The sequence below is a fragment of the Algoriphagus locisalis genome, from assembly GCF_900116615.1.
Classification (GTDB): Bacteria; Bacteroidota; Bacteroidia; order Cytophagales; family Cyclobacteriaceae; genus Algoriphagus; species Algoriphagus locisalis.
Genome location: NZ_FPBF01000007.1, coordinates 195,164 through 218,206 on the forward strand (window position 1 = coordinate 195,164; position 23,043 = coordinate 218,206).

General features: G+C 41.0%; 20 protein-coding genes. 14 read left to right on the forward strand and 6 right to left on the reverse strand.

Annotated elements, in window-relative coordinates; translation table 11 throughout:
• Positions 1 to 58 precede the first annotated feature (58 nt).
• Genes BM386_RS18705 through alaS form a run of 3 tightly spaced genes read right to left on the reverse strand, consistent with a single transcriptional unit; the run spans position 59 to position 5,278 of the window.
• Positions 59 to 1,156 (reverse strand): redoxin domain-containing protein, encoded by a 1,098-nt coding sequence (locus tag BM386_RS18705; RefSeq protein WP_342029150.1) that lies wholly within the window; start codon positions 1,154 to 1,156, stop codon positions 59 to 61.
• 15 nt (positions 1,157 to 1,171) lie between these two features.
• Complete coding sequence (gene gatB / locus BM386_RS18710) at positions 1,172 to 2,632, reverse strand: Asp-tRNA(Asn)/Glu-tRNA(Gln) amidotransferase subunit GatB (protein WP_091697039.1); 1,461 nt, start codon at positions 2,630 to 2,632, stop codon at positions 1,172 to 1,174.
• A gap of 21 nt (positions 2,633 to 2,653) precedes the next feature.
• Positions 2,654 to 5,278, reverse strand: coding sequence for an alanine--tRNA ligase (gene alaS, locus BM386_RS18715; RefSeq protein ID WP_091697040.1), 2,625 nt, complete (start codon positions 5,276 to 5,278; stop codon positions 2,654 to 2,656).
• Between the two features lie 487 nt (positions 5,279 to 5,765).
• Here alaS and BM386_RS18720 point away from each other — a divergent pair, with 487 nt between their 5' ends.
• From BM386_RS18720 to BM386_RS18735, 4 genes are read left to right on the forward strand one after another with little or no spacing between them, the layout of a single operon-like run.
• On the forward strand, positions 5,766 to 6,872 hold the full coding sequence (locus BM386_RS18720; protein ID WP_091697042.1) for an alanine racemase: 1,107 nt from the start codon (positions 5,766 to 5,768) through the stop codon (positions 6,870 to 6,872).
• Between the two features lie 38 nt (positions 6,873 to 6,910).
• A complete protein-coding gene (locus BM386_RS18725; protein ID WP_091697043.1) occupies positions 6,911 to 7,405 on the forward strand; it encodes an SRPBCC family protein in 495 nt (164 codons plus the stop codon).
• Positions 7,406 to 7,460: 55 nt separating this feature from the next.
• Positions 7,461 to 8,102 (forward strand): DUF2306 domain-containing protein, encoded by a 642-nt coding sequence (locus BM386_RS18730; RefSeq protein ID WP_091697045.1) that lies wholly within the window; start codon positions 7,461 to 7,463, stop codon positions 8,100 to 8,102.
• Between the two features lie 60 nt (positions 8,103 to 8,162).
• Positions 8,163 to 9,116, forward strand: coding sequence for a CorA family divalent cation transporter (locus BM386_RS18735; protein ID WP_091697047.1), 954 nt, complete (start codon positions 8,163 to 8,165; stop codon positions 9,114 to 9,116).
• A gap of 144 nt (positions 9,117 to 9,260) precedes the next feature.
• Here the strand turns inward: BM386_RS18735 and BM386_RS18740 are convergent, their stop codons facing one another.
• Positions 9,261 to 9,848 carry a T9SS type A sorting domain-containing protein gene (locus tag BM386_RS18740; protein ID WP_091697216.1) on the reverse strand — a complete coding sequence of 196 codons (588 nt, stop codon included), beginning with the start codon at positions 9,846 to 9,848 and terminating at the stop codon, positions 9,261 to 9,263.
• A gap of 554 nt (positions 9,849 to 10,402) precedes the next feature.
• Between BM386_RS18740 and BM386_RS18745 the strand changes: the two genes are divergently transcribed.
• The 9 genes from BM386_RS18745 (at position 10,403) to BM386_RS18785 (ending at position 20,068) form a co-directional block, all read left to right on the forward strand.
• Positions 10,403 to 11,626, forward strand: coding sequence for an esterase (locus BM386_RS18745; RefSeq protein WP_280141020.1), 1,224 nt, complete (start codon positions 10,403 to 10,405; stop codon positions 11,624 to 11,626).
• 15 nt (positions 11,627 to 11,641) lie between these two features.
• Positions 11,642 to 12,802, forward strand: a complete 1,161-nt coding sequence (locus tag BM386_RS18750; RefSeq protein ID WP_091697048.1) for an esterase — start codon at positions 11,642 to 11,644, stop codon at positions 12,800 to 12,802.
• Between the two features lie 139 nt (positions 12,803 to 12,941).
• Entirely contained in the window at positions 12,942 to 13,412 is a 471-nt protein-coding gene (locus tag BM386_RS18755) for a DinB family protein (RefSeq protein WP_091697050.1), read from the forward strand.
• 70 nt (positions 13,413 to 13,482) lie between these two features.
• Complete coding sequence (locus tag BM386_RS18760; protein WP_091697051.1) at positions 13,483 to 14,571, forward strand: hypothetical protein; 1,089 nt, start codon at positions 13,483 to 13,485, stop codon at positions 14,569 to 14,571.
• 282 nt (positions 14,572 to 14,853) lie between these two features.
• The gene (gene hisG, locus BM386_RS18765; protein ID WP_091697053.1) at positions 14,854 to 15,714 is read left to right on the forward strand and encodes an ATP phosphoribosyltransferase; all 861 of its coding nucleotides are present in this window, start codon (positions 14,854 to 14,856) and stop codon (positions 15,712 to 15,714) included.
• Between the two features lie 38 nt (positions 15,715 to 15,752).
• Positions 15,753 to 17,048 (forward strand): histidinol dehydrogenase, encoded by a 1,296-nt coding sequence (gene hisD / locus BM386_RS18770; RefSeq protein WP_091697054.1) that lies wholly within the window; start codon positions 15,753 to 15,755, stop codon positions 17,046 to 17,048.
• The gene (hisC, locus tag BM386_RS18775; RefSeq protein WP_091697056.1) at positions 17,045 to 18,112 is read left to right on the forward strand and encodes a histidinol-phosphate transaminase; all 1,068 of its coding nucleotides are present in this window, start codon (positions 17,045 to 17,047) and stop codon (positions 18,110 to 18,112) included. The genes hisD and hisC overlap by 4 nt, the downstream gene beginning before the upstream one ends.
• A 3-nt stretch (positions 18,113 to 18,115) precedes the next feature.
• Positions 18,116 to 19,213 (forward strand): bifunctional histidinol-phosphatase/imidazoleglycerol-phosphate dehydratase HisB, encoded by a 1,098-nt coding sequence (gene hisB / locus BM386_RS18780; protein WP_091697220.1) that lies wholly within the window; start codon positions 18,116 to 18,118, stop codon positions 19,211 to 19,213.
• Between the two features lie 120 nt (positions 19,214 to 19,333).
• Entirely contained in the window at positions 19,334 to 20,068 is a 735-nt protein-coding gene (locus tag BM386_RS18785) for a tetratricopeptide repeat protein (RefSeq protein ID WP_091697058.1), read from the forward strand.
• A gap of 25 nt (positions 20,069 to 20,093) precedes the next feature.
• Here the strand turns inward: BM386_RS18785 and BM386_RS18790 are convergent, their stop codons facing one another.
• Complete coding sequence (locus BM386_RS18790; protein ID WP_091697060.1) at positions 20,094 to 20,984, reverse strand: ATP-grasp domain-containing protein; 891 nt, start codon at positions 20,982 to 20,984, stop codon at positions 20,094 to 20,096.
• A 101-nt stretch (positions 20,985 to 21,085) separates the two neighbouring features.
• On the opposite strand from BM386_RS18790, the gene BM386_RS18795 reads away from it, so the two are divergent.
• Positions 21,086 to 21,841 (forward strand): polyprenol monophosphomannose synthase, encoded by a 756-nt coding sequence (locus BM386_RS18795; protein ID WP_091697062.1) that lies wholly within the window; start codon positions 21,086 to 21,088, stop codon positions 21,839 to 21,841.
• Here the strand turns inward: BM386_RS18795 and BM386_RS18800 are convergent.
• Entirely contained in the window at positions 21,816 to 23,033 is a 1,218-nt protein-coding gene (locus BM386_RS18800; protein WP_091697063.1) for an ABC transporter permease, read from the reverse strand. The two genes, BM386_RS18795 and BM386_RS18800, sit on opposite strands and share 26 nt — an antisense overlap.
• Positions 23,034 to 23,043 lie beyond the last annotated feature (10 nt).

Consider the following 23,043-nt stretch of genomic DNA (forward strand, 5'->3'; position numbering starts at 1 on the left):
AAAAAAGCTGTTCTATCTGAACAGCTTTTTTTGGGTAATGATTTTCTTTCGAAGAGACTTACTCAAAAATCTCAGCAAGCTTTGCTTCTAAGCTAGGTCCTCGAAGGTCTTTTCCAATGATTTTACCATCTGGATCAATCAAATAGGTGGCTGGAATAGCATTAACCTGGTATGTTTCAGCTGCCGCAGAATTGAAATACTTCAGATCAGAAACTTGAGTCCAGGTCAACCCATCCTCTTCTATTGCATCTACCCAAGCTTCTTTGGTGCGATCGAGGGAAACTCCAAACACCTCAAATCCCTTTTCTTTATATTCATTATAAAGTCTGACTACATTAGGATTTTCCTCACGGCAGGGTTTACACCAAGCCGCCCAGAAGTCAATCATTACATATTTCCCTCTTAGATCAGAAAGCTTGACTGTTTGACCTTCAGGGTTAGGGAGCTCAATCTCCGGAGCAACTTGCCCCATAGATAGCGCTCTCATCTCATCCAACTGTTGTTTCAACTGAATAATAGACTTGGTCTCCGGATAGGTCTCATCTAGCTTAGCCACCAGACTATCCATAAACTGAAATTCATTTTTAGGATTCAATAAGCCAATAGCTGCCAAAGAAGCAAAACTATCGCCCATGCTATTGATCACATTCTTAACCTCAGTGGATTGGTTGCTTTCCAAAGCCATGGCATCTGTCTGAATCTGCTTGATGGTTTCTGTATCATTTTCTCCCATAGCCTCGTAATAGGCTTCATTGAGCGCATTTACTTTAGCTTGATAGGTCTCCATCAATTTCTCGATTTTCAGCATTTCCTTAGTATCCTTAGATCCATCGATAGCGAGGCTTTCAGGGTCTGCAAAATCATAAGAAATGCTCACGTCATCCTTGAAAAGAGCCAGACGAATGACTTTCTCCCCATACATATTCAATTCGTAGAACGTCGGTGTATCTACCGCTATTTCATAATTGAATTTCCCCTTATCATCCACCTCAAGCGTATCCAAAACTTTAGGACGGCTATCTGTGAACTGAGAAAGGACTACTGCACCGACACGGGAATTCTGTAAAGTTCCTGAGATTTCTACTTTCCCATCATTTTCTTGCTTTTCCTCACAGGAGAAGAATGACAAGAGCAATAGAAATATGATTCCGTTCATTTTGTTCATCATGGGTTATTTCTGTAATAATTCTGTTAATAATTTAGTGGCCACTTTTGGGTCAGCTTTCCCTTGGGATTGCTTCATTACCTGCCCCATGAATAAGCCCATCAGACCTTTTTTGCCCGATTTATATTCTTTCACTTTCGCTGCGTTTGCTGCCAAAACCTGTTCTACGATTGGCTTCAAGGAAGATTCATCACTTTCCTGAATTAAGTTCAGCCGCTGCGCAATTTCTAATGGAGTTTCACTTGCACTTTTCAGAAGCTCTTGATATAGATTCTGCGAAGCCGCAGTATTACTCACTTTTCCTTCGTCCACTAATGCGATCAAAGCCGCCAATGAATCTGTACTGATTGGGAAATCAGCTAGCGCAACAGAATGTTCATTCAAATATGATTTCACTGGTCCCATCGTCCAGTTAGAAGCAGCTTTGTAATTTTTGGTTTTGCTACAAAGCTCATCAAACCACAAGGCAACCTCTTTCGTCTCGGTCAAAAAGCCAGCATCATAATCCGGAAGGCCATATTCCTCCACGAACTTCTTATGAAGATCTCTAGGCAAGACAGGCATGCTTGATTTCACAGCGTTCAGCCATTCATCCGAAATAACGACAGGGCTCAAATCCGGCTCCGGGAAATAACGGTAATCGTTCAAATCCTCTTTGGTACGCATACTGGCAGTTAGTCCCGTATTTGCGTCAAAAGTTCTGGTTTCTGAAACCACTTCCTTTCCCTCTTCGATCAATCCAATCAAACGCTCATGTTCATGCTCGATGGCACGAAACACATTACGGAAGGAATTCATGTTTTTCACCTCTACTTTTTTACCTAATTCTTTCGAGCCTTTCAGCATCACAGAGACGTTAGCATCACAGCGAAGGGAACCCTCTTCCATGTTACCATCGCAGATATCAAGGTATTTCACCAACTTTTTGACTTCTGCGAGAAAAGCATAGGCTTCCTCTGGACTGTGCAAGTCTGGCTCAGTTACAATTTCAATCAGCGGTGTACCAGCACGGTTAAAATCCACCAAGGTGTCCGGCTCTTCTGCCAAATGAATAGATTTACCTGCATCCTCTTCCATATGTACACGGTTCAGAATTACTTCCTTTTTGCGACCGTCTGCCAGCTGAATCGGCACAGTTCCTCCCACACAAATTGGTCCTTTGTCTTGGGTTAGCTGGTAACCTTTTGGAAGATCAGGATAAAAGTAATTTTTGCGCGCAAAGACATTGTGGCGGGTGATCTCAGAATTGCAAGCCAATCCCATCTTGATGGCATAAGCAATCGCTTTTCTATTCACCTTCGGCAAAGTGCCTGGGTGTCCTAGCGTGATAGCAGAAATCTGAGTATTGGGAGCTTTTCCATACTCATTTGCATCAGCGGCAAACATTTTACTCTCAGTCAAAAGCTGCGCATGCACCTCAAGACCAATCACCAACTGATATTTATTCTTTAATTCTTCACTTAGCATCCGCGCGTGTTTTTCTATTTTCTAAAGGTATAACTCCTTGGCTTTGGTCACTACATTTTCTAGTCCGGCTAGATTTTTTCCTCCAGCAGTGGCAAAAAACGCCTGTCCACCACCTCCACCTTGGATTTCCTTAGCCAATTCCCTTACGATTTGACCAGCATTTAGATTTTTACTTAGAATCAATTCTTCCTCAATGATGACAGCGATTTGCGGTTTGTCATCGACTTTGGCTGCCAAAATCACAAAGGCATTTTCTACCTCATTTTTGAGTTCGTAAGCCAGTTTTTTTAATGAATCCGCATTTGGTAGTTCTACTTGAGCAATTAAGGTATTGATCCCATCACCAGCTACAAATTGCTTGAGCAATTCCACTTTAACGCCAGAAGCTTTCTCCAAATGCAAGGCATCAATTTCTTTTTTCAGATCATTTCTCTCCTGAAGCAAGTACTCGATTGACTTCATCAGATCCTTTGGGTTCTTCAGCAATTCCTGAATTTCCTTCACCAAATGCTCTTGTTTACGGAAATAATCCTCCGCAGCCTTCGCAGTAATTGCTTCGATTCTACGAACGCCTGAAGCACTGGAAGCTTCAGAAATAATCTTAAACAAACCAATTTTGCTAGTTTGGGGAACGTGTGTACCTCCACAAAGTTCTACAGAGAAATCTTTGTCAAATGTGACTACTCGCACAAAATCACCATACTTTTCTCCGAACAGCGCAGTAGCACCTTGACTTCTAGCTTCTTCAATTGGAACATTTCTTTGCTCAGAAAGCGGAATATTCTGTCTGATTTTCTCATTCACGATATCCTCTACTTTTGCAATTTCAGCATCTGTCAATTTGCTAAAATGGGAAAAGTCAAAGCGAAGCAAGTTTTGATTCACTAAGGAACCGCGCTGCTGAATGTGATCACCAAGAACTTCTTTCAGAGCAGCCTGAAGTAAGTGTGTAGCTGTGTGATTATTTTCAGTCAAAAACCGCTTTTCTGCGTCAACTTCAGCTCCGAAATTAGCTGCTGGATTTGCAGGAAGCTTTTCTACAAAATGAACGATCAAGTCGTTCTCCTTCTTTGTGTCAATTACTTTGATTGTTTCAGTATCAGAAATCAATACTCCTGTATCTCCTACTTGCCCGCCACTTTCTGCATAAAATGGTGTCTTATCCAAAACCAATTGGTACTTGTCACCTTTCTTATCAGAAATCACGCGATACTTTATGATCTGCGCATGCGCTTTGAGATAATCATATCCTACAAACTCAACTCCGTTATCTTCATTCACAATTACCCAGTCACCGGTTTCTGATTCAGAAGCGGCACGGGAACGGGTTTTCTGAGCTTCCATTTCCTGCGCAAAGCCTTTTTCATCCAACGAAAGTCCGCTCTCACGAGCAATCAGAGATGTCAAATCCAATGGAAAGCCGAACGTATCATACAGCTCAAACGCTGTTTTGCCAGGAATTACATTTTCTCCCTTTTCTGCTAATTCAGCTTTAATCTGATCCAGCATTTTCAGGCCATTGTCCAGCGTACGAAGGAAGGATGTCTCTTCTTCGAAAATCACTTTCGCAATAAACTCCTGCTGCTTTCTAACCTCAGGAAAAATATCTCCAAAATTGTCTGCAATAAGACTTGTCAACTCATATAAAAACGGTTCGTGGAAACCCAAGAACGTGTATCCGTAACGAACTGCTCTTCTCAGGATTCTACGAATCACATAGCCAGCTTTATTATTGGATGGCAACTGCCCATCGGCAATGGTAAAAGAAATTGCACGGATATGATCTACGATTACTCTGAAAGCAATGTCAGTTGGCAAATCCTCGCCGTAAACTTTGCCTGATTTCTTAGCCAAAGCAGCCAAGAATGGAGCAAATAAATCCGTATCGTAGTTAGAAGATTTGTGCTGAATAGCTCTCACCAAACGCTCAAAACCCATTCCTGTATCGACGTGAGTCGCAGGAAGAGCTTTCAAAGATCCGTCCGAAACCCTGTTGAACTGCATGAAAACCAGGTTCCAAATTTCGATAACTTGCTCGTGATCGTTGTTCACCAAATCTTTTCCTGCAATTTGAGCACGCTCAGCATCAGGTCTCAGGTCAATATGAATTTCCGAACAAGGCCCACAAGGCCCCACATCTCCCATTTCCCAGAAGTTGTCCTTCTTGGAACCCATGATGATACGATCTTCAGGAACAATTGCTTTCCAAAGATCATAAGCTTCCTGATCCAAGCCTAGGTTATCTCCTTCGTCACCTTGGAATACAGACACATACAATCTATCCTTTTCCAAGCCATAGACTTCAGTCAATAATTCCCAAGCCCACTCAATTGCTTCCTTTTTGAAGTAATCTCCAAACGACCAGTTGCCCAGCATCTCAAACATGGTGTGGTGATAAGTATCCACTCCCACTTCTTCAAGGTCATTGTGCTTACCACTTACCCGAAGGCATTTTTGGGAATTGGCAACTCGGGAATATTTGGCAGTTTCATTGCCTAGAAATGCGTCTTTGAATTGGTTCATTCCCGCATTAGTAAACATCAGCGTAGGGTCATTTTTGACCACAATCGGTGATGAGGGAACGTAGTGATGCTGTTTGGATTGGAAAAACTCAATAAAGGTGCTCCGTATTTTCTTTGCTTCCATGAAGGTTTTGAGGCAATTAAGAATGCTATTTAGGCCGAATTACAGCCGATTTTACTGGGGGACAAAATTAACAGAATTGATGGTGTTACCTGCATAGGGGTGAGAATTTCTCTCTTTGGAAAATCTCCAGCAATGGCGGAACCCATAAAAAATATTCTCGCGGCGGCGCAACGGCGCGGCGAAGGATAAAAGGTAGTGTCTTTGGCTTAATGGAACAAAAAATCTCCCGCAAGGGCGCAACTTCTAATTTCCTCCTGTTTAAGTGAAGCTTGATTTTAAAAATCAGTTTAGTTCCTCAGGAATCTGGTAATTCGTATTTCGTAGATAATATTCATTGAGATTTTCACCAATCTCTTTTATGTCTGCGCCGCTGCGTCGCCGCGAGAAAAAACCTAACATACCTCCTCGGGAATCTCGTAATTCGTATTTCTCACCTCGCAAATCTTTCTTACTTTCAATAAAATTTTTAATAACTCAACAATCACCAATGAGCTACCTAGATCAAATAACCTCTCCTACATTACTTCTTGACGAGAAAATCTGCCGGGCAAACATCAAACGAATGGCTGATAAAGCAGCTAGGCATGAAATGAAGCTTGTTCCGCATTTCAAAACCGCCCAATCTCATCAAATCGGTGACTGGGCCAAAGAATACAACATCACCGAAGTGACTGCTTCTTCTATCAAAATGGCAGAATATCTCTCTGGCCAAGGCTGGGTGAATATCCATATCGCATTTCCTTTCAATCCACTTGAAATCCCAAAGCTTAATAAAATAGCAGAAAGACAATCTATTTCTGTTCAATTGATTAATGCTGCCACTACGCAAATGCTTGTGGATCAATTAGAATATCCGGTTGGGTTTTTCATTGAAATAGACGCTGGCTATGGCAGAACCGGCGTGGAAGTATCTGACTTTGGGCTGATCGAAGAGATTTTACTGATCGCTAAAAAGTCGGACAAACTTAATTTCAAAGGTTTCTATCTGCATGCTGGACACTCCTATTACATGCCGGATATTCCAGCACTTTATGAGCAAACCAGAAATGCGCTCAGCATGCTAAAGCATAAATACAACTCTGAATACCCGCATTTGGTTACCCGAACTGGTGACACTCCGGGTTGTGCGGTGATGGAGGACTTTGGAGACATCGACGAGATGGGACCAGGGAATTTTGTCTTCTACGATTTGATGCAAGCGGAACTCGGAGGATGTGATAAAGAAGACATCGCAGTTTGTCTCGCAGTTCCTGTGGTGGACATCAAAAAAGACCGAAAGGAAATTCTAATTCACGGTGGTGGAGTTCATTTGGCAAAAGATGTATTAGTGGGAGAAAACGGCCTTAAGAACTTCGGCGAAGTTGTTTACCTAAATGAAAACGGTTGGACAATTCCTGAAAATAAATCCTTCCTGAAAAGCATCTCCCAAGAGCATGGAATCATAAAGGCTTCTGACGAATTGCTAGCCAAAGTAAAAGTTGGTGATCTTCTGGGCATTCTTCCCGTACATTCCTGTATGACCGCAGACGCAATGGGCGAATACATGACACTTGACGGTAAGATGGTGGATCATGCCGAAGGTATTGTTAAATAATCACTGGTTTTTTTATATAATATTAACCCTTAGCTCTAATGCCCTCACAACTAGAAATAACCCGCTACTTTACCCAATCCAAAGAAGAAGTGTACAATGCTTTTACTACATCAGACAGTCTGCAGCATTGGTGGGGACCGAAAGGATTTGAAATGGAGGTAAAAACATTCCAATTTTACCCTAAAGGCACAGTTCACTTTATCCTAAAGAGTAAGGATGGCTACGAAATGTGGGCGAAATGGGTCTTTACAGAAATTGAATCTCCCTCCCGACTGCAGTTCATCAATAGCTTTTCTAATGAAGCGGGTGAAACAGTCAAAGCTCCTGAAGTTCCTTTTGGCCCGGATTGGCCAATGGAAATGATTGTGGATCTAGAGTTCTATGAAGAAGCTGGAAAAACAAGAATTGATTTAGTCTCTTTCGCTCACAATGCTTCTGAAGCTTCCAAGCAGGTATTCGAAGAGAATATTGGCAATATGGAACAGGGGTTTGGAGGCACTTTTGACCAGCTGGAAAAATATCTCTCCAAGTAACAATCAATACATTTCAACCACCTCAAAACTCAATTCTTTCAACTAAAGAACATTCATGAAAGCTATAATTAAGAAGCTTGGCTGGTGGATATTTGCATTCCTTTGTACCATTATTGGCCTCTACCCCGCCCTTTATTTTATCCTAGATAGAAACTTCGGACTTCTCCAATCCAAATCTGAAGAACTCTTACTCAATCCTATTTGGAATACGGCTTTCTACACTCACATCATTCTAGGAGGACTTGCCTTGTTGATTGGATGGACCCAATTCCCCAAAGCCTTTCGGGACAAAAACCGAAAAATCCACAAGAAAATCGGGATGGCTTACGTAACATTTGCATTCTTCAGCAGCCTTTCAGGAATATATATTGGTCTATTTTCCACTGGCGGAGTTGTCAGTATTCTTGGGTTTGTAAGCTTGGGAATGATTTGGCTTGCCACCACCATGATGGGATGGCTGACTGCTAAAAAACATGATTTTGATGCACACGAAAACTGGATGATTTACAGCTATGCCGCCTGTTTTGCGGCAGTAATCCTGAGAATCTGGCTTCCAATTCTTATCACCTTGCATCAAGGGGAGTTTATTCCTGCTTATCAAATAGTGGCTTGGGTATGTTGGGTGCCAAATATGGCGGTAGCGTATTGGATAGTAAGGAGAAGGAAAACCAAAATGATGTTGAAAAGTATAGATTGAATTTGTGTGTGCTACAAATTTTATAGCTTTCACAATTTCAATTTTTAATACCTTAAAAAAATGATCGAAATCCTCCTCAAAAACAAAAAGTCATTTAAAGCCCAAACGGTGAACGAGCTTTCGGTTTCTGAACTGAATTTTCATGTCATGCAGTTCTTAGATCATAGCAATCCTGATTTGAAATGGCTGGAGCAGAATTATGGACTTGATTTCACGATCATGAAGCATTTCGAGGACATTGAGATTAGCTCGCACTTTTTGGAAAATGAAACCCAGGCTGCGTTTCACTTTTCTATCCCTTTTTTCAACAAGGAAAAAAAGATGATTGAAGAACCGCTTTTCATAATCATCACACAATCAAATCTTTTCCTATTCACCAGTTCAAATCTCGATGGTTACATTAATGAGATCTATCCAAACAAAATAATATCCTTGCAGCGGCTATCAGACCTGAAAGATATTTTCAAATTTCAGTTTGAGTTTATAGCTGATTATTTTGCTGATATCACTGAAAACTTAAGCAGAAAAATAAAATTCCTAGCCAACGATGTGCTGATCGAAAAGGAGTTTTCCAGCAATGTGATGGACGTGATTACACAAAACAACTTCAACAATCTCTTGATCAAAGAAGCACTGATAGAAACTACCCGAGTTTTGAGGTTGTATCTGAAAAGTGAATGGGAGCAAAAAACGGATTTAAAGGAAAGTGTGAGAGCTGAACTGAATGACCTCACAGCAATTTCCGATTACATCCAGTTCAATTTTGATAGGCTTGATGACCTCAAAGAGAATGTATCGAATAAGATTGACTTGGAACAAAATCATATTTTCAAGATGCTTACGGTAGTCACAGTTTGTATATCTCTACCTACTTTTATTGCTGGGGTTTACGGGATGAACTTTGAAAAAATGCCTGAGCTTCAGTTCGATTTCGGCTATCCTTTTGTTCTAATCGGAATGGTCTTTTCAGCTATTTTACCTATTATTTATTTCAAGAAGAAAAAGTGGCTTTAACACAAAAGCTTCATCAATATTATTTAAATCCACTGAAAAATCTGCGAGAATCCGCGACCCCTACTGCGCTCATCTGCGAAAAATATCATCAGAAAAAAGCCCCGATCCGAAAATCAGGGCTTATCCTACTAGTTGGTTTAATTTTTAGAAATAAAGGGTTTTACTTCTTCCTTGAGAGTCAGTAACTTTTAGATGAATGTCTTTCACATTGGTTTTGGTGAATGTATAGTCTTTTCTGAAAGCTTCTTCCTGTGTGATATGATCTGTGAAAAGTACAGTTCCATTTGCTGAAGAGATGATCTCTACATCCACGCCAGGCTCGTTTAGTCCAAAGACGCTTAGATTTACGGTATTGCTGTCAATAAGTTTTCCATATGCCATCAATGGCAACTCTGTCGCTGGAGTTAGTTTTTCAGATGTTTCTACGGTGTAAGTTACTTCTTCATCTTCTGTCACGATTTTGACCAGGTATTCTCCAGTTGGCAAGCTTTCCATATTATAAGGAAGCATCAAAGTTTCCCCTTTTACCCGCACATTTCTATTGTTAAGAACCTTTCCATCTGTGGACATAATAGAAATTTTGGCCTTGCCTACTCCCTCATTTAGAGTGACGTTGATTTTTTTGAAATTAGAGTTAACTGCGGAAAGTGCTCTCAAATCCTCACTTGCGCTGGCTACGAATGAGCTAAAAGATAATGCGCTGGCTAATGCTACTGTTAATAAAGTTTTCATAATAAGTTGGTTTAGAAGTGTTGTGCTATCCCTATTGCGAAGCGCATACCAAACCAAAAAACCAATCTTTCCTGTCAAGTATTTTATTTTGCAGAAATGAAATTTATGACCTTAAACTCAGAATTAAATTTTGAAAAAATCAAGATTTAGTAACAAAACCTGTATAAAAACTGACCACATCAATGACCGATTGTAATACTAGCGGACACTTATGGTCTATTTGTGAGATGCCATTGGTTGCACCGAACTTTAACTATTAAGGAAATTTAATCTTGAAAAAAGAATTGTATCTACCCATTTAGCTCAGATGCTAATTATTCATCTGTACGTTTACGAACACGCTTCGTCCGATAGGAATCAATTGAACAGCACAGATTCAAAAAAATCCAATTTTTAAAAGTTGATTCATGAAGGCTTTAAGGCAATTTAAACTGATCATAAGCATGTAAACTATATCAATAGCTAGGATAGAAATGCTTATTGTTTTGAAAATCCCTAACTTTTATCTCATTGTCACTATGACACAATAGCGATTTCTGTATATTCACACCACAATGAAAACCCAATTAGACCCCTTACCTATGAAAATGAAGTTACTTCTTTCCATTCTGATCTTATCACTTATAGGAATTAATTCCAAGGCTCAGGAAGCCTTGTTTGGAGCACAGCAAATCATTTCCCCCGAAATTCATGACGATAGTTCGGTGACATTCCGATTCTTTGCCCCATCTGCAAAATCGATTCAGGTAACAGGAGATTTTTTACCTACCGTGAAAATAGAATCTCCTATGGGAGAAATGGATGGACCAGGCAAGGCCGAACTTACCAAAGACGATAAAGGTGTGTGGTCATTCACATCAGAAGCGCTTTCCCCAGAACTTTATAGTTACTCATTTATAGTAGATGGGCTTAAGACTACCGATCCCAACAACCCATTTCTGACCAGAGATGTTGCTTCTGTCACTAATGTATTCATTGCGGGAGAAGGCCAAGCTGCATTGTATCGAGTGAAGGACGTTCCTCATGGTACAGTTTCCCGTCGTTGGTACGATTCCCCAGGATTAGGTATGGATAGAAGATTGACAATCTATACTCCTCCAGGATACGAGCAGTCGAATGAAAAATTCCCCGTATTATACCTATTGCATGGAGCAGGTGGAGACGAAGAAGCATGGATTGCGTTAGGCAGAACGGCTCAGATCATGGATAATTTAATAGCCCAAGGCAAAGCAAAGCCGATGATAGTAGTGATGCCAAATGGTAATGTGATACAAGATGCCGCTCCAGGAGAAGGAAGTGAAGGCATGTACAAGCCTGCCTTTATGATCCCGAAAACTATGGACGGAACTTATGAAGGAAGTTTTAAAGACGTCATCAAATTCGTAGAAAGTAACTATCAGGTGAAAGCTGACAAAGCTGATCGTGCTATTGCTGGTCTATCAATGGGCGGTTATCATACCATGCACATCTCTAGGTACTACCCAAACACTTTCGATTATATGGGCCTCTTCTCAGCTGCAATCATGCCTCGAGAAGATGCTACAAACAGTGTATATAGTGACATTGATGGCACATTGAAAACCCAGATGGATAATGGCTACAAACTCTATTGGATCGCAATCGGAAAAACCGATTTCTTATATGATGCGAATAAAGAATATAGAGCAAAGCTGGATACTATGGGAATGCCTTACGAATATGTAGAATCTGAGGGTGGCCACATCTGGAGAAACTGGAGAGTTTATCTGACTCAGTTTGTACCACAGTTATTCAACTAACTTAACTCCAAACACATGAAATTCTCAATAATTAAATCAGGGATTTTAGTCGCATTCCTTCTTGGTGCTAGTACAATCGCACAAGCGCAGGAAATCTCTGCAATGCAAGCACCAAAAGTTGTTTCCCCGGAGGTGGCTTCTGACAACAGCGTCAGCTTCCGTATCTTTTCTCCATCTGCAAACGAAGTGACCTTAAATGGTAGTTGGATGGGGTTTGGAGAGAAATTACCTCTACAAAAAGAAGAGAATGGCGTATGGTCTGTTACCACTGATCCTCTGGAATCATCCATGTACCATTACAATTTCTTCATCGATGGTGTTTCTGCCATCGATCCAACAAATCCTGAAGCATTACGAGATGGAACTCGATATGCAAGTTTGTTGATGGTTTCAGGTGAAGGCTCTGATGTTTTCGAACTCAATGAGGTTCCTCATGGCTCTATTTCAAAGGTTTGGTACGAATCTCCTTCACTAGACAGCTACAGGAGAATGTACGTCTATACGCCTCCTGGTTATGATTCTGGGAAAGAAAGTTATCCTGTGCTTTATCTCCTTCATGGCGCAGGCGGTGATGAAGATGCCTGGTCTGCACTTGGCAGAGCAAATGATATATTAGACAACCTGATTGCCGAAGGCAAAGCCAAGCCTATGATTATTGTGATGACTAATGGAAATGCCTGGCAAACCAGTACGCTCAGAAATGTACCTGGAGCTGCCGCTCCTACTCGAGAAACCTATGCAAAGTTTCAGGGGCAATTCGAAAAGAGCTTAGTGAAAGATGTAGTTCCTTACATCGAAAAGAACTATAGAGTAAAAGCTGACAAAGAAAATCGGGCGCTTGCTGGACTTTCTATGGGAGGTGCACACACGATTACTGCGTCCACTGAATATCCAGGAACATTCGGGTACATAGGCGTTTTCAGTAGTGGTATTTTTGATGCAAATGCGGACATGGCTGAATTGGAGAAAAAATTCACAGCATTGAAAGCTAGTGGTGTTTCTAAATATTGGGTTGCCTGTGGCAAGGATGATTTTGTAATGGAGTCAAACAAAAGACTACTTTCAATTTTGGACAAAACTGGATTAGAACACGAATATCACGAAAGTGAAGGAGGTCACACTTGGGCCAATTGGAGAGATTATCTTGTGCTTTTTGCCCCGATGCTTTTCATATAAATAAAAGAAAAATACAAGATTGAAGCGTAGCCTAGAGCTACGTTTCTTTTTCGAGTTCAGTTTGCAGAGTTTTTAGTCGTGTGTCTCGTGGATTAATTGTTTCCATTTAGTATTTTCAAAAACCACTAAACACTACCCTATGAAAGAATCTCAAAGAATCCAACGCCTCTATTCAAAGCAATACAATGGTGATTCTTGGCTTGGAGTGAATTTTGTCGATAAATTAAATCAAATCACACTTACACAGGCAGCACATAAATTTTCACCCTCCACCAATTCAATTTGGGAAATACTCAATCACCTCATCAGGTGGCGAAAGTTGGTCCTAGAGGGTATTCCTCATAATACCTACACTAGCCCTTTTCATAACTTCTTTCAACCGATCACCAACCCTTCCAAGGAAGAATGGCTCAAAACACTTGATCTTCTCAGAGATTCTGAAGAAGCATGGCAGGAGTATTTATCGAATTTGGACGAATCCATTTTTGATAAAGCATTTGGAGATAAGCAATACAATTATCATGAGTTAATCCATGGCGTGCTTCATCACGACATCTACCATTTAGGACAAATATCACTTTTGGCAAGGCTAACCAGAGAGATCTTATAAATTTCATTCTCCCTTTATACGATGTAATGCATTAGCTAACCTATTGATTTTTATTCCGTTTTTTTAAATCATGAAAGTCTTAGTCTTTATCTGTCTCTACATTTCCTTTAGTAATTCTTTTGGTCAAGAAGTGATATTGAAGCTTAAACAAGAGGATTCATCAGGACAAAAGAGAAATTACTTTTTCAATCAAATAATTGATGATCGCGTTCAGGAGTCCATTGGCCAAGTCTATGATTCAGACAGAAATAAACATCACGCAACTTTTGAGGGCAAATTAGAGGAGCAAGCCAAACTATTCTATAATTCCCTAATAACCCCATCTCAAACCCCAGACTATAACATTCTGATAAAAGTTTACAACCTGGACCTCAAAGAAATCTATCAGGCGAATCAGCGTGGATATAAAGGAGAAGTTCAATTGAGTCTCGGCTTTTTTGCTTTGGGAAAAGGTGAGCCGGTGCATTTAGTAGATTTCAATGGCAAAGCAAACTATGGCAGACCTGCCAATCAGCAGGCGAATGTCCAGACGAGCGTACAGCAATTATTTGCTAATAGTTGGAATTACTTCGATGCATGGTTCAGTAGTCAGGCATCAACGAATAGAGTCTTAGCGAAAACAGTAAAATTAAACATCCTTGACCCAATTTTGCCAAGCAACAAAGACACCGTGTTCTATGATCCGGCGAGACCTTTGACATGGGATGATTTCTCGGATTCCCCAGACCCAACAAGCTCCTTCAATGCAACTATTTTTAGTAGTTTATCTATTGAAGGAAATGCAGAAATAGTAGCTGGAGAAATCATTCAGACCATACTGATAAAAGTATATATGCTGCCAGATCAGTCTTGGGTAAAAAAAGCTGATACTTATGGCAACAACCACGAGCAGAAGCATTTTGACTTGACTAGAATCGCTGCCGATCGCATGATCTATCAATTGAACCAAGCGGATCTGGAACCAACGCTCTTCGAGGCTACACTCAATGACATCTATTTAGATGGTTACAGGGAAATGAATAAGCTGCAGGAATTGTACGATGGACAAACCCGAAATGGTTTAGATAAAGAAGCACAGGCTAGATGGAATATGCTAGTCAAAGATGGATTGGCGGGGAATTGGGAAGAGCTAGATCAATTATTGAAAACAAAAAACTAAAAGCCTTGGTTAGTTTACCAGATTTGAACGTCTCACAATAATTCAAAAAAACTCATCTCGATTTGCATTTTCTCATTCACCTTCTATCTTTGCCAACGATAATGGAAAACAGCAATAGAAATATTGATTTTTTGGCAACAGCACATCAGGGCAACTTGATGCACCATTTCCATCATTCCTCCTGAGGAATAGTTGCACATACCCGGTGAAGCCGATGATAGGGATTCCGCTTTTCACCACTATTTACTTACAACCTTTTATTTCTTAGCGTAACTTGCCAACATGGAACAAATAATCCGTATTGCCGTGCAAAAAAGCGGCAGACTATCTGACGATTCACTCAGCCTCATCAAAGAATGCGGCATCAAATTTTACAATGGAACGGGCAAACTCAAGTCCACTTCCACCAATTTCCCAATAGAATTCCTCTTCCTTCGCGATGACGATATTCCCGGCTATGTAGCTGATGGAGTAGCTGACCTTGGAATTGTAGGGCAAAACGAAGTCGTAGAAAAAGATAAGAACGTCACTACGATGAAAGCTTTGGGTTTTTCGAAATGCAGACTTTCTTTGGCAGTGTCCAAAGGGCAGGAATACTCCGGCGTAGAATTTTTCGAAGGAAAAAACATCGCTACCTCCTACCCAAAGATCCTTGGTGATTACCTGAAAAGTCAAAATATCAATGCAGATATCCACGAAATCTCCGGCTCGGTAGAGATTGCTCCTAGTATAGGCTTGGCAGAAGGAATCTGCGATATCGTCAGCTCAGGCTCCACCCTAATGATGAATGGTCTGAAAGAAGTAGAAGAAATCTTCAAATCAGAGGCTGTCCTGATTGCGAATAACAATTTGCCAGATTGGAAAAAGGAAATCGCTGAGAAGCTGCTCTTTAGAATCAACGCTGTACAAAAAGGTAAAAGCAGCAAATACGTGCTTCTAAATGCGCCTAACGAATCCATCGAGAAAATCATCAATTTAATCCCAGGAATGCGTAGCCCTACCATTTTGCCACTTGCCCAAGAAGGTTGGTCTTCCGTACACTCGGTGTTGAATGAGGATCAATTCTGGGAAAATATCGAAGAGCTTAGAGCTGCCGGAGCAGAAGGAATCCTAGTAGTTCCTATCGAAAAGATGATTCTATAATTCTGCACAACTATTTGCAACCCCAGACCAGAAATCATATGAACATCCTGGATAATCCTAGTCAAGACACTTGGAAGAAGCAGTTAGCTCGACCTACTTTTAAGACCAAACAAATAAATAAGATTGTAAAACCAATCTTGCGTAAAGTGAAAAGGAACGGTGATAAAGCCCTTTTCAAATTTGCAATGGAATACGATCATGTAGAATTAGAGTCTTTGTTTCCATCGGAAGTTGAGATCCAAGCCGCCTCAGCAGCTTTATCACCAGCTTTGAAAGAAGCTATAGATGTGGCCAAAGCTAATATTGAGCGATTTCACATGGCTCAGGCCACTCCAGAATTGGTTGATGAAGTGATGCCAGGAGTAGTGTGCCGAAGAAAAAGTGTACCCATCCAAAAAGTTGGCTTGTATATTCCCGGTGGAACTGCACCATTGTTCAGCACCGTGCTGATGCTTGGAATACCAGCGGTTTTAGCTGGCTGCAAAGAAATTGTTCTTTGCTCTCCACCGAACAAAGAAGGGAAAATCCACCCGGCAATTCTTTATACTGCAGCTTTAATAGGCATTACCAAAATCGTAAAAGTAGGTGGAGCACAAGCCATCGCTGCGATGACTTTTGGTACCGAAAGTGTACCGAGGGTGGACAAGATCTTTGGCCCTGGAAATCAATTTGTAACTGCGGCTAAGCAGACTGCCACAAAGTATGGAATCGCCATTGACATGCCTGCTGGACCTTCTGAAGTGTTGGTTTATGCGGATGATTCAGCAAACCCGGCTTTTGTTGCAGCAGATTTACTTTCCCAGGCTGAGCATGGGGTGGACAGTCAAGTGATTTTGGTTACCGATACCGAAAAGTTTGCGAAGCGAGTGATCAAAGAAATTGATGCTCAATTGGAGGAACTTCCTAGAAAAGATATTGCTAAAAAAGCCTTGGCAAACTCCAGAGCAGTGATAATGGATAGCACTGAAAAAGCCTTGGAACTCATAAATTTCTATGCTCCTGAGCATTTGATCATCAGTGTAGTCGAAGAGGAGGAAGCAGTTGCAGCTATTTACAACGCTGGATCAGTTTTCATAGGTAATTACACGCCTGAATCCGCGGGCGACTATGCCTCTGGCACCAACCACACTTTGCCAACTTACGGCTATGCAAGGAATTACAGCGGCGTTTCTTTGGATAGTTTTGTCAAAAAGATCACCTACCAAAAAATTACTCCTGAGGGATTGAAAAACATTGGTCCTACTATTGAAATAATGGCGGAGAACGAACTATTGGAAGCCCATAAAAATGCCGTTACGATAAGACTCAAACAGCTCAAAAAACAAAAGAAATGAAGTTTGACCCAACCCCACTACTTAGACCTCATATAGTAAACCTTCTGCCTTATACATCCGCACGTGATGAATATACCGGCAAAGAAGGGATATTTCTGGATGCCAATGAAAACCCATACGGATCTGTTACAGATCAGGATCACAACCGATATCCTGATCCCTATCAGCTGGATTTAAAAGAGGAAATTGCCAAAATCAAGCAAGTTAAGCCTTCCCAAATATTCCTAGGAAATGGCTCAGATGAGGCGATTGATTTGCTTTTCAGAGCATTTTGCAATCCAGGAAAGGACAACGTAATTCTTCTACCTCCTACCTACGGAATGTATGAAGTGAGCGCTGGCATCAATGATGTGGAAACCCGAAAAGTCCCATTGACTTCGGACTTTCAGCTACAGCCAGATTTGATTCTCAAAGCTGTAGATGCAAACACGAAGATCATATTTGTATGCTCTCCGAATAACCCAAGTGGCAACAAGGTGAACCGGGAAGACATCTTAAGATTGCTGCGTGAATTCAACGGATTGGTGGTCGTGGATGAAGCCTACATTGACTTCAGCGACGAGCCCAGCTTTACTACTCTCCTAAGTGAATTTGGTAATCTCCTCATCATGCAGACCTTCTCTAAAGCTTGGGGACTGGCGTCACTTAGACTTGGGATGGCTTTTGCCAGCAAGAAAATGATCAAAATCCTAAACCGCATCAAGCCTCCTTACAATATCTCCGGCCTGACCCAAGAGACGGTTTTGGCGGCTATAAATAAGGTAGAAAAGGTCAATGCAATGATTGCGGATATTCTTCAGGAGCGGGAATACCTAAAAGCAGAACTGAGCAAGCTTGATTTTGTCGAAAAAATCCATCCTTCGCATGCCAATTTCCTTTTGGTGAAAATCCCCAACGCAAGCCATGTTTACGACGATTTGATTGAGGAGAAAATCATTGTCAGAAATAGATCGAAAGTTCAGCTTTGCGAGGAATGTTTACGGATCTCTGTCGGAACGAGAGCAGAAAATGAAGCCTTTGTCCAAGCCTTGAGAAAAATCTACACAGAAAGCTTTAACCTATAAATGATGAAAAAGAAAGTACTTTTTATAGATCGGGATGGCACAATCATCAAAGAACCACCTACTGATTTTCAAGTAGATAGTTTAGAAAAGTTAGAGTTTTTGCCGAAGGCTATTTCTAATCTGAGAAAGATAGCTGAAGAGACAGATTTTGAACTGGTGATGGTGACTAATCAAGATGGGTTGGGGACAGATTCATTTCCGGAAAGCACCTTCTGGCCAGCACAATTTAAAATGCTCAAAACACTGGAACAGGAGAATATTTTCTTCAAAGAAATCCATGTGGACAAGACTTTTGAACATGAAAATGCTCCGACCAGAAAGCCAAATACCGGACTTTTGACAGCGTATTTTTCTGAGGACTACGACTTGGAAAATTCCTACGTGATCGGTGATCGGCTTACGGATGTTAAGCTTGCTGAAAATTTGGGGGCAAAAGCTATTTTCATAGGCGAATCAGCTGAAAACGCAGCCTTGAGCACAACGAATTGGGATGAGATTTACGAGTTTTTGAAAATGCCTCCCCGCTCGGCAGAAGTTATCCGCAAAACATCAGAAACCGACATCTACATCAAGTTAAATCTGGATGGAAATGGCCACTGCGACATCAAAACTGGCTTGCATTTCTTTGATCACATGCTGGAGCAATTAGGAAAGCATGGCAGTACAGATCTGGAAATAAAGGTAAATGGTGACTTACATATTGATGAACATCACACGATAGAAGACACTGGACTGGCGCTAGGAGAAGCTTATTTGAAAGCTTTGGGAGACAAAAAAGGGATTTATCGGTATGGTTTTCTTTTGCCTATGGATGACGTGCTTGCACAGGCTGCCATTGATTTCGGCGGCAGGCCTTGGATCGTCTGGGATGCTGAGTTCAAGCGGGAGAAAGTAGGTGATATGCCAACTGAAATGTTTTTCCACTTCTTCAAATCCTTTTCGGACACGGCAAAGTGCAACCTCAACATCAAAGCTGAAGGTGATAATGAGCATCACAAAATAGAGGCGATTTTCAAGGCTTTTGCGAGAGCTATAAAAATGGCGGTAATGAGGGACCCAAGAAATATCAATCAATTACCCAGCACCAAAGGTGTACTTTAATACCTATCCACTTAGGGTTTATTTCCTTCGCGAAAAGGGTTGCTTAAAATAAAATTCAAGGATTAGGAAAATTTCACACAAAATATTTTTCCTAATCCTTATTTTTTTGTTCATTTAGTCATGAAACGACTTTTACGTACCCTAACTATTCTTTTATTGATAATTATAAGCAGCTCCTGCTCCAGTAATCTTCAAGAAGCTCAACAATTATTCAATGATGAACAATATGAGGAGGCCATTTCTAATTTGAATCAATACCTCTTTTTCACAGTCACCGATGTGAAAGCGCTACATCTACGCGCAAGGTGTTATGAAGAATTAGGCGAAATCGAAAAGTCAAAATCAGATTACGAGCGAATTATCGACATCGACAAGGAATATGCTCAGGCGTACGGTGGATTGGCAAAATTACACTTTGAAGAAAAGGATTATGAAAATGCTGAGAACCTAATTCTGCGAGCAGCTACCTTAGACCCTGAAGATTTTGATATCATGTATTTACTAGGTCGGACGATGTTGATGAATGGGAAATTTAAAAAAGCTGAAGAGTTCCTAAGAAAAGCAGCAGATCTAAATCCTGATTATGCGCAAACATACTACTATACAGGAATGGCTCTAGCCTACCAGGGAGATGCTTTGGGCTGTGCTGCCTCCTTTAATTCCTATGTAAGCCGCGAGCCAAACAACATGGTAGGACGCTACAATCGTGGATTTGCTCTGATGAATGCAGGTTTTATGAAATGGGCTATTGAGGATTTTGATGCTGTGCTAAAGCAAAATCCAGATCATACTGAAGCTTTGGCAAAAAAGGAAATTTGCATGAAATACTTAGGCCTTTCAGCTTCTGCCAATTAATAATACTTGTCGGAAAATTGAATTATCACTTCAGCAAAGTTGAAGCTATGCGCCCTTCTATGGCTTTCTTATAATTACTAAGCGCTTGCTCACTGGAACCTAAAAACAAATACGGCTCGATCATTTCCAATTCCATCAAGTAGAATATCCCATCGACCACTACCCCATCCACCCGGACATATAAACTGTCAGTTGCAAATCTGTTTAGTAATTTCTGACAAGATGCCAGTATAGTTTCTGAAGGATTCACAGATTGAATCGTCCCACCAAAATAATGCTGAACACGAAAGTCTTTGGTCGCCGGTGTTTTTAATACGGCGTGCGAGAAATTACTGTTAAAAAATACTAGTGAGTACTCTCCTACTTTTTCAATCTCAGGTATAAATGGTTGAACCAAAAATGCCTCATCATTCACCCAGGACTGTATTTTATCCTTATAGTTGTCCCATTCTTGAGTTTCTATCTTCAAGGTGTTTTTTGCTCCGCCACTCACCAATGGCTTCACTACCCAGGTCTTTGAAGTGACTTTTGACGCAATATTCTCCTGAGAAATAGGCAATCCTTTTTCCAGAATCATACCCGCAACAACTGGAAAACCAGCAGACTCAATTTCCAAAAGATACCTTTTCGAAGAATTCCAACGAATCGTTTCCATGCTATTCAAAGATGGAATCCCGAGCTTTTCTATCTTAGCTATCCAGGCCAAAAACTCTGGATAATAGTCAAAGTAATCCCAGGTGGACTTAATAAGCAATAATGAAAACCGCTCCCATTGAACAGCTGGGTCTGACCAACTGACAATCTCATGCGAAACCTGTAGCTCGGTGAGAATTTCGGAAAGCATTAGATTTTCATCGAGTGTATTGGTATCGTATGCTCCAATCGAGAAATAACTTACAATAGCTACGTGCTTCATTCTTGCTGAATTTTTGTGCAAATCTATACTTTAACCAAAATTTATGGTCACCACTCTTCTAAAATCGCTCTTTAGCCTTACTTTTGGGCTTTGCCCCAACTATGAACCATCGTAAGCTCGTCATCATCCCTACATTCAATGAGAAGGAAAACATCCTGGAAATGATCCATGCGGTGATGAATCTTGAAGGCGGCTTTGAGCTGTTGGTAATTGACGATGGCAGTCCAGATGGAACCGGAAAACTGGTTCAAAGTCAGCAGGTAGCTTTTCCTGATCGACTTCATCTCATCGAGAGAGAAGGAAAGCTAGGCTTAGGAACGGCTTACATTACAGGGTTTAAGTGGGCCTTGGAAAGGGATTATGACTTTATTTTCGAAATGGATGCTGATTTTTCGCATAACCCTGATGACCTGATCCGACTTTATGACGCTTGCGCTGACCGTAGCTTTGATTTGGCAATAGGTTCACGGTACATCACTGGCGTGAATGTAGTCAACTGGCCAATGGGAAGAGTTTTAATGTCCTACTTCGCAAGTGTTTACGTGAAATTTATCACTGGATTGCCGGTAAAAGATGCCACTGCAGGCTTCAAGTGCTACCATAGATCTGTTCTTGAGGGAATCAAATTGGATGAAATCCGATTCGTAGGCTATGCCTTTCAGATTGAGATGAAGTTCACCTCCTGGAAACTTGGATTCAAACTGGTAGAAGTCCCTATCATTTTCACAGACCGAACGAAAGGTACTTCCAAAATGAGTCCGGGGATTTTTAAGGAAGCTGGGTTTGGAGTAGTCTCGATGAAGATCAAAAGTATTTTCAGCCCTTACAAGGCTAATCAAAGCGTATTGAGCGAATAGGATCCACCTTGGAAATCACCATCACCGGAATCAACAAAACCGCTGCAGTAAGCACAACAATCCCAAAGTTGATCATAAAAAACGCAGCCCAGTTCCAGTCAATCGGCACATAGCTCATGTAGTAACTTTCCGCATCAAGAGGGATCAATCTGAATTTGTCCTGCAAAAAGCCTATTCCAAGACCTATCAAATTTCCTATCACCATTCCCCGCAGCAGGATATTGATACCATTCCAAAAGAATATCCTCTGGATTTGCTTATTGGTGGAGCCCAAGGCTTTTAACAGACCTATCATTTGCGTTCGCTCCATGATCAAAATAAAGAGAATAGCTCCCATATTGAAGATTGCCACGAAGCCAATCAGACCGATGAATACATACACGTTGTTGTCCAACAAACTAAGCCAATCAAAGATCTCCAGGAATTTATCCTGACTACTAATCAACTTTAAGTCATAATCCATATAATCCTCTAGTATAGGAGAATATGATTCAATTTTACTAAGATCATCTACGAAAATTTCCAGCCCACCGATCTGATCATTTGTCCAGTTATTGAGATTTCTAATGGTCTGCAATTCTCCGATTATGATTTTTTCATCGAAGTTTTCCAGGTAGGTTTGAAAAATCCCTACTACTTCCACCCGTCTAAATCTGGGAGGGTCTTGGACAAAATAAAGAGTGATTTTATCTCCTACTTTGAGTAAAAGTTTATTCGCTATAAACTGACTCAGCATGACTTCATTGCTTGTCCCTTCGTCTGGAATCTGAAGCATTCTGCCATCAATCACATACTTTTTGAATCCCAGCGTATCAAAATCCTGCCCCACTCCTTTCATGAGGACACCTTCTACTTCCTCATCGCCTTTTATCAAGCCAGCTTTATGCGCAAAGGACTGAACCTTGGTAATGAAAGGTAGTTCCTGGTAGGTTTGACTGAATTGGGAGTTTAAAGAAAAAGGAGCTTCCTCAAAGGCGTTGCTCATCGTGAACCGCTGTACCTGATAGTGACCGGTGAAGCCATAGACTTTTTCAGAAACTGTACCCTGAAAACCACCCAAAACCATAAAGGAAACGAGGGAGACTGCCAGCCCAAGTGCAAGACTCCCTACTGCAATTTTATGTATGGTGGCCGAAAATCCCCCAGCTTTCTTGAAACTGATTCTTTTGGCGATGAAATAGGAAAGGTTCAAAGGACTGCTT

Excerpts from the sequence above, each read along its gene's own strand:
- BM386_RS18705 (WP_342029150.1), bottom strand. The coding sequence starts at position 1,156 with ATGAACGGAATCATATTTCTATTGCTCTTGTCATTCTTCTCCTGTGAG.
- gatB (WP_091697039.1), bottom strand. The coding sequence starts at position 2,632 with ATGCTAAGTGAAGAATTAAAGAATAAATATCAGTTGGTGATTGGTCTT.
- alaS (WP_091697040.1), bottom strand. The coding sequence starts at position 5,278 with ATGGAAGCAAAGAAAATACGGAGCACCTTTATTGAGTTTTTCCAATCC.
- BM386_RS18720 (WP_091697042.1), top strand. The coding sequence starts at position 5,766 with ATGAGCTACCTAGATCAAATAACCTCTCCTACATTACTTCTTGACGAG.
- BM386_RS18725 (WP_091697043.1), top strand. The coding sequence starts at position 6,911 with ATGCCCTCACAACTAGAAATAACCCGCTACTTTACCCAATCCAAAGAA.
- BM386_RS18730 (WP_091697045.1), top strand. The coding sequence starts at position 7,461 with ATGAAAGCTATAATTAAGAAGCTTGGCTGGTGGATATTTGCATTCCTT.
- BM386_RS18735 (WP_091697047.1), top strand. The coding sequence starts at position 8,163 with ATGATCGAAATCCTCCTCAAAAACAAAAAGTCATTTAAAGCCCAAACG.
- BM386_RS18740 (WP_091697216.1), bottom strand. The coding sequence starts at position 9,848 with ATGAAAACTTTATTAACAGTAGCATTAGCCAGCGCATTATCTTTTAGC.
- BM386_RS18745 (WP_280141020.1), top strand. The coding sequence starts at position 10,403 with ATGAAAACCCAATTAGACCCCTTACCTATGAAAATGAAGTTACTTCTT.
- BM386_RS18750 (WP_091697048.1), top strand. The coding sequence starts at position 11,642 with ATGAAATTCTCAATAATTAAATCAGGGATTTTAGTCGCATTCCTTCTT.
- BM386_RS18755 (WP_091697050.1), top strand. The coding sequence starts at position 12,942 with ATGAAAGAATCTCAAAGAATCCAACGCCTCTATTCAAAGCAATACAAT.
- BM386_RS18760 (WP_091697051.1), top strand. The coding sequence starts at position 13,483 with ATGAAAGTCTTAGTCTTTATCTGTCTCTACATTTCCTTTAGTAATTCT.
- hisG (WP_091697053.1), top strand. The coding sequence starts at position 14,854 with ATGGAACAAATAATCCGTATTGCCGTGCAAAAAAGCGGCAGACTATCT.
- hisD (WP_091697054.1), top strand. The coding sequence starts at position 15,753 with ATGAACATCCTGGATAATCCTAGTCAAGACACTTGGAAGAAGCAGTTA.
- hisC (WP_091697056.1), top strand. The coding sequence starts at position 17,045 with ATGAAGTTTGACCCAACCCCACTACTTAGACCTCATATAGTAAACCTT.
- hisB (WP_091697220.1), top strand. The coding sequence starts at position 18,116 with ATGAAAAAGAAAGTACTTTTTATAGATCGGGATGGCACAATCATCAAA.
- BM386_RS18785 (WP_091697058.1), top strand. The coding sequence starts at position 19,334 with ATGAAACGACTTTTACGTACCCTAACTATTCTTTTATTGATAATTATA.
- BM386_RS18790 (WP_091697060.1), bottom strand. The coding sequence starts at position 20,984 with ATGAAGCACGTAGCTATTGTAAGTTATTTCTCGATTGGAGCATACGAT.
- BM386_RS18795 (WP_091697062.1), top strand. The coding sequence starts at position 21,086 with ATGAACCATCGTAAGCTCGTCATCATCCCTACATTCAATGAGAAGGAA.